The following is a 5659-nucleotide window of genomic DNA, read 5'->3' on the forward strand; positions in this document are numbered from 1 at the left end:
TGCCCAACGGCACGGTCAAGTGGTTCAACACCACCAAAGGCTATGGCTTCATCCAGCCGGAAGACGGCGGCAAGGACGTCTTCGTCCACATCTCCGCCGTGGAACGCGCTGGCCTGAACGGCCTGAACGAAGGTCAGTCGATCAGCTACGAGCTGACCGACGAACGCGGCAAGACCGCCGCGGTGAACCTGAAGGCGGGTTAGATGTAATTGGGGACACGTACGACTTCCAAAACCCCTGCCCGTACTTGCGCCGCCGCGGAAAGTCGTACGTGTCCCCAATTACTAGGCCAGGATCACCGGGAAACGTGTGTTCATGGGTCCCCCGCATTCCGCTTCGCTTCAGCGGGTGATGACGCCCGGTTTGGAAATCCCAGCTCGGACCTGAGCGCAGCGGGCGTCATGCCACCAGCCCTCAGCGCCCGCAGCGTTTCGGCCCGGTCGCGCTTGGCGTAGCGCTTGCCGTCGGGTCCAAGCCGGATCGGGTGGTGATGATAGGCGGGCGCCGGCAGGTCCAGCAGGGTCTGCAACAGCCGCTGCACCCCGACCGCCTCGAACAGGTCGGCGCCGCGCACGACCAGATTGACCCCTTGCAGGGCGTCATCGACCACCACCGCCAGGTGATAGGCGACGCCAAGGCCCTTGCGCGCCAGGATCACGTCGCCGGCGGCCTCCGGCGCGGCGCTCAGTCGCCCATGCTCCCCGTTCGGACCGCCGCCCTCCTCGACAAAGTCGAGCTGGTCGAACGCCGCCCCCAGCCGCGCCTTCGCCGCACCGATCGACAGCCGCCAGGCGAATGGCTCGCCCGCCGCCAGGCGCCGCGCCTCCTCAGCCGCCGGCAGGGCTGAGCCGATGTACGGCGCGACCGGCCCGTGCGGCGCGCGGGCGCTCTCGTCCATGAGCTCGGCGCGGGTCTTGAAGCAGCGATAGACCAGGCCCGCGCCGCGCAGCCGCTCCAGCGCCGCCTGGTAGTCGCCCGTGTGATCGGATTGGCGGCGGACCGGCGTCTCCCAGCGCAGGCCGAGCCAGGCCAGGTCTTCGAATAAGGCCGCCTCGAATTCGCGGCGGCAGCGGGCGGTGTCGATGTCTTCGATGCGCACAATGAAGCGATCGCCCGCGCCCGCCGCCGTCAACGCCGAATAGGCGTGGCCGCGATGCAGGTAGCCGCTCGGCGAAGGCGCGAAACGGGCAACCCGTTCAGTGATGGCGGGGCCGCGTGAACATCACGTGCCGCAGCACACCGCGCAGGAATTCCTTCTCGCCGCCGAGTTCGGTCTTCAGGGTCTTGAACTCGGCGAAACCGCTCATCTCGGCCAGGCCATGCACGGCGCACCAGGCGGCGATGGCGGCCAGATGGGCGTCGACCTCGCTGATTTCGCCGCCGGCGGCTTCGCGGATGGCGTCCTTGACCATGGAAAAGCCGGTCTTGTCGTGCTCGTCGGCGTCAGGCATGGCGTCGACCCGGCGCGCGCAATCGTACATTACCCGATAGGTGGCCGGGTGGTCTTGCGCGAACTCGACATAGGCCAGGCCGATGTCCGAGAGCCGGTCGCCGAGGTCCGAGCGCGCCGTCGCGGCGGCGGCCAGCGCGACATTGAGCTTGGTGAAGCCCATCTTGCCGACGGCCAGCATCAACTCGTCCTTGTCCTTGAAGTGGTGGTAGGGGGCCGCGGGACTGACCCCGGCCTCGCGCGCCACGGCGCGAAGCGAGAGCCCGCCCGGCCCGACGCGCTCGAGCACCGTCTCGGCGGCGTCCAGCAAGGCGCGGCGCAGATCGCCATGGTGATAGGGCTTGGCGTCCACAAGTGGGGTTTCGGTCGTCGTCATCGTTTCCACCCTTAATTTTCTAACACCGTATGCCGTAATTCTAACGCTGTAAAGATTATCTTGACACCGTTCAAATAGGTGCTATTTAAGCACCGTTCAGATCGAAACGCGGTTCTCCGAAGGGGCTCCAGGATCGAAACGGACCGGCCCGAGGCGCCAGCCGAGGGGCGCATCAGAACCAGACCTGTCAAGGATAACGATCATGTCTCTCTCCCTCTTCCAACGCGCGGTCGACGCCACCGGCGGCCTCTTCATGCTGGCCATCGGCCTGGTGACCGGCGGGGCGCTCGCCTTCGTCGGCGCTTAAGACCACCTTGAACCCGTGAAGGGTCCATGGATTTGAGGGGAGCGCCGCACTCCCCGCTCCCCTCAAACGTCCAACTCGCGATTTCGCCGAATTTTCAGCCTTCCGCCGGTCGATTTTGACCGAATCCAGCCCGGCCCTGTTGTCGCCTGGCTACGCTTCCAGCAAATCGCCAGAGAATCCAGCGGCCCGACATAGAGCTGTCGCGAAATTACGCCTATGGTCCGGCGGCATCGGGCCTTAAGGGTCTCGAGTGATTCCACCTCGGCCTTGAAGGAGCTTCGCCTTCAGTCTTATTGGGCGCCTGATTTTCCGCATCGAGCCAACCTCCAGGGGGGCCCGCCATGCAGGTGCTTAAACGGCCGCCCTCGGGTTCGCCGGCTCTGGTGCTGAACGCCGACTATCGGCCGCTCTCCTACTATCCGCTGTCGCTGTGGCCCTGGCAGGAGGTGATCAAGGCCGTTTTCCTGAACCGGGTCGACGTGGTCTCCACCTACGACCAGGTGGTGCACTCGCCCTCGTTCGAGATGCGCCTGCCCAGCGTGGTGTCGCTGAAACAGTACATCGTCCAGGACCGGCCGCCAGCCTTCACCCGGTTCAACCTCTTCCTGCGCGACGCCTTCACCTGCCAGTATTGCAGCTCGGCCGACGACCTGACCTTCGACCACCTGATCCCCCGCTCAAAAGGCGGGCGGACCACCTGGGAGAACATCGTCACCGCCTGCGCCCGCTGCAACCTGGCCAAGGGCGGCCGCACGCCGAACGAAGCCCACATGCACCCGCGCCGCTCGCCGCACCGCCCGAACATGTTCGAGCTGCAGGACCACGGCCGCCGCTTCCCGCCCAACCACCTGCACGAAAGCTGGCTGGACTACCTCTACTGGGACATCGAACTGGAGGCTTGAGGCCTCAAGCCCGTTTTCAGATTTTCTCGCTGATCTTGATGGCGGTGCGGCAGCCGGCGCGGATCACCGCCGCCAGCAGCGGATAGCCGGGCGCCTCGCGGGCGCCCTCCTCGACGGCCAGGTCGTGATGCGCCAGTTCCTCCTCGCGGAAGCGGGAGAGGTCCGCGGCCAGCAGCGGCTCGCGTTCGGCCAGCTCGGCGACCTGGTCGGCATAGTGGGCCTCGATGACGCTCTCGACGGCTTCGGTGCAGGCGTGCGCCGCCTTCTCGCCCATCAGCGCCGTGCCGGCGCCGAGCGCGAAGCCGGCGGCGCGCCAGAGCGGGGCGAACAGGGTCGGGCGCACCCGGGCCTCGGTGAGCCGCTCGTTGAAGGCGGCCAGATGCTCGGCCTCGTGCGCCTCCATCTGTTCCAGCTGGCCGGTGATGCGGCCCTTGTCGTTGGCGCGGGCGAACACCGCCCGCTGACCGCGATAGATGAAGACGGCGGCAAGCTCGCCGGCGTGGTCGACGCGCAGGATCTCGTCCAGGCGGCCGCGGGCGGCGCCCGGTCCTGGGCGCGGCGGAATGGGACGTTGGCTCATCGCTTGCTGCTCCTGACCGCCCAGACCGCGCTCCAGCCGGCCAGCTTCAGCGAGATCAGGGCGTTCCAGCCGGCCATGGAGAGGCCGAGGAAGACCCAGGCCGCCTGGTCGCAGCGCGGCGCGGTGACCTTGGCGCCGTTCAGCAGGTCGGCCAGACCCGCGGCGCTGACCTTGGCGCCGGCGCCCGAGCAGGTGGTCGGTCCGGGCCAGAACTTCCATTCGGCGCCGGCGTGATAGATCGCGATCCCGGCCCCGACGAGGAAGATCAGCGCCAAAAGCCCGCCGATCCAGGGCGTGAAGATGCGCGGGATGACGCCCTGGCTGGCGATGAAGGCCAGGGCCGCGATCGGCAGGGCCAGCCAATAGACCTGGCGCTGGTAGAGACAGAGCGTACAGGGCGCCAGATGGCCGAAGGTCTCGAAGGCATGGGCGGTGGCCAGCATGGCCGCCGAGGTCACGAAGGCCAGAGCCGGCCAGTGCCGCAGGATGGAGGCGATGAGGGCGCGCATCGAAGACCTATGGCGCGGATTCAGCCGCCGCCCAAGAGCTTGAGCAAAACGAAAGCGCCGACGATCAGCACCACCCCCGCTCCGGCCAGCCAGTAGAAGTGGCGGTCGATCACCGCCTTGGCCCGCGGATGCTGTAAGAGCGCCGCCTCCAGGAAGAAGCGCCCGCCGCGAGTGACGATCGAGGCGCCGACGAAGACCGGAAAACTGAAACGGGCGATCCCGGAGGCCAGGGTCACCAGCATGTAGGGCACCGGCGTCAGACCCTTGATCAGGATCACCGCCAGCCCCCACTGGGCGAACCAGGCGTGAAAAGCGGTGAGCGCCGTGGCGTGGCCGGACAGGGCCAGGATCTGCATCCCCAGCGCGGCCAGGAAGAAGCCGATGGCGTAGCCGATCATGCCGCCGGTGACCGATCCGGCCGTGCAGACCCCGGCATAGAGCCAGGCCCGCTCGCGCCTAGCCAGCACCATGGGCGCCAGCATCAGGTCCGGCGGCGCGAACGGGAAGGTGGCCTCGATCATCGCCACGCCGGCCAGCGCCGGCAGGGCATAGGGCGTGGCGGCCAGCCGCAGGATGTACTCGTAGAGGGCGCGAAGCATGTCGAGCCGGCTCCTAACAGCGTTCCGGGTCCAAGTCTCGCCACACGCGGCCGCGCATGCTTTGAAGGGCGCAAGGAGCCCAGCATGGCCGCGACCCCCGATCCGGAGCTGGAAGCCGCAGCCGCCGAGGAGCTGGCCCAGGCCGTGCGGCTGAAATGGGCCGAGTTGGCCAGGCTCGTGCCGTACGGCGACACCTATGAGGGCTTCGGTCCCGCCGGCGGGGCGCTGGAGTTCGAGCGGAGCTATATCTGGCGCGACCAGCCCGGCGGCGACATCCTCTGCGAAGTCACCGCCTATCGGGGCCCCTCCCGCTACGACCGCGGCGCCCGCGCCAGCCAGCTGATCGCCAGGCCCTGATACCCCAAATCCTCCCCCGTTGGGGGAGGGGGACCATGCGCAGCATGGTGGAGGGGGTCCGCAGCGCCTCGGCGTCCAGATTCAAATCCTAGGTCATTTCTGAAACGGGCGCGGCCGGCATTGCGCCCCCTCCACCGCACTGCGTGCGGTCCCCCTCCCCCTACGGTGGAGGATCAAGAGCGCCTATCCCGCCGGCACGTTGAACGCCCTGCCGCACGCCGCTAGAGTGCGCCGCTGCCCCGGGGCCCCTGTGGTGGAATTGGTAGACGCGCCGCACTCAAAATGCGGTACCGAGAGGTGTGTCGGTTCGAGTCCGACCGGGGGCACCAGCCTTCGCGCCTAACGGCGCTTCGGCTGGCCGGCCATTTGATGGCGGTCGATGCCGGCCTTGGCCACGACGCTGTTTCGTTTCTGAAACAGAAGAACAATCTGCCGCGCCTAAGGTTTGGCGCAGGGGCGTCCACTTTCCCAATCGAAAGGTTTTTTCCATGAAAACGTTCGTTTTGGCTGTCGCCGTCGCGGCCCTCGTCGCCGGCGCGGCCAACGCCGCCCCCCGCTGGGGCCACGACCAGGGCGCCG

At 67.7% G+C, this 5659-nt stretch carries 8 protein-coding genes and 1 tRNA gene; 4 read left to right on the forward strand and 5 right to left on the reverse strand.

The window, feature by feature from the left end; all coding sequences use genetic code 11:
* The coding region (locus tag VGL85_RS03525) for a cold-shock protein (RefSeq protein ID WP_331586042.1) at positions 1-203 on the forward strand (203 nt) is incomplete at its 5' end.
* A gap of 110 nt (positions 204-313) precedes the next feature.
* Here the strand turns inward: VGL85_RS03525 and gluQRS are convergent.
* Both gluQRS and VGL85_RS03535 read right to left on the reverse strand, forming a co-directional pair.
* Positions 314-1204, reverse strand: coding sequence for a tRNA glutamyl-Q(34) synthetase GluQRS (gene gluQRS, locus VGL85_RS03530; protein ID WP_331586057.1), 891 nt, complete (start codon positions 1202-1204; stop codon positions 314-316).
* On the reverse strand, positions 1197-1826 hold the full coding sequence (locus VGL85_RS03535) for a TetR/AcrR family transcriptional regulator (RefSeq protein WP_331586044.1): 630 nt from the start codon (positions 1824-1826) through the stop codon (positions 1197-1199). Before VGL85_RS03535 ends, gluQRS begins: the two co-directional genes overlap by 8 nt.
* Before the next feature lie 648 nt (positions 1827-2474).
* On the opposite strand from VGL85_RS03535, the gene VGL85_RS03540 reads away from it, so the two are divergent.
* Positions 2475-3035 carry an HNH endonuclease gene (locus VGL85_RS03540; protein WP_331586047.1) on the forward strand — a complete coding sequence of 187 codons (561 nt, stop codon included), beginning with the start codon at positions 2475-2477 and terminating at the stop codon, positions 3033-3035.
* 16 nt (positions 3036-3051) lie between these two features.
* On the opposite strand, the gene VGL85_RS03545 is transcribed toward VGL85_RS03540, so the two are convergent.
* The 3 genes from VGL85_RS03545 to VGL85_RS03555 are packed head-to-tail and all read right to left on the reverse strand — an operon-like array spanning position 3052 to position 4723.
* The gene (locus VGL85_RS03545; protein WP_331586049.1) at positions 3052-3615 is read right to left on the reverse strand and encodes a demethoxyubiquinone hydroxylase family protein; all 564 of its coding nucleotides are present in this window, start codon (positions 3613-3615) and stop codon (positions 3052-3054) included.
* Positions 3612-4124 carry a disulfide bond formation protein B gene (locus VGL85_RS03550; RefSeq protein WP_331586051.1) on the reverse strand — a complete coding sequence of 171 codons (513 nt, stop codon included), beginning with the start codon at positions 4122-4124 and terminating at the stop codon, positions 3612-3614. The genes VGL85_RS03545 and VGL85_RS03550 overlap by 4 nt, the downstream gene beginning before the upstream one ends.
* Before the next feature lie 20 nt (positions 4125-4144).
* Entirely contained in the window at positions 4145-4723 is a 579-nt protein-coding gene (locus VGL85_RS03555; RefSeq protein WP_331586053.1) for a YqaA family protein, read from the reverse strand.
* An 84-nt stretch (positions 4724-4807) separates the two neighbouring features.
* Between VGL85_RS03555 and VGL85_RS03560 the strand changes: the two genes are divergently transcribed.
* Together VGL85_RS03560 and VGL85_RS03565 are read left to right on the forward strand one after the other, a co-directional pair.
* Positions 4808-5080: a hypothetical protein gene (locus VGL85_RS03560; RefSeq protein WP_331586055.1), complete on the forward strand. Its 273-nt coding sequence runs from the start codon at positions 4808-4810 to the stop codon at positions 5078-5080.
* Positions 5081-5324: 244 nt separating this feature from the next.
* Positions 5325-5409, forward strand: a tRNA-Leu gene (locus tag VGL85_RS03565).
* Positions 5410-5659 lie beyond the last annotated feature (250 nt).

Origin of the sequence: Phenylobacterium sp., assembly GCF_036501465.1 — a bacterium.
Classification (GTDB): Bacteria; Pseudomonadota; Alphaproteobacteria; order Caulobacterales; family Caulobacteraceae; genus Phenylobacterium.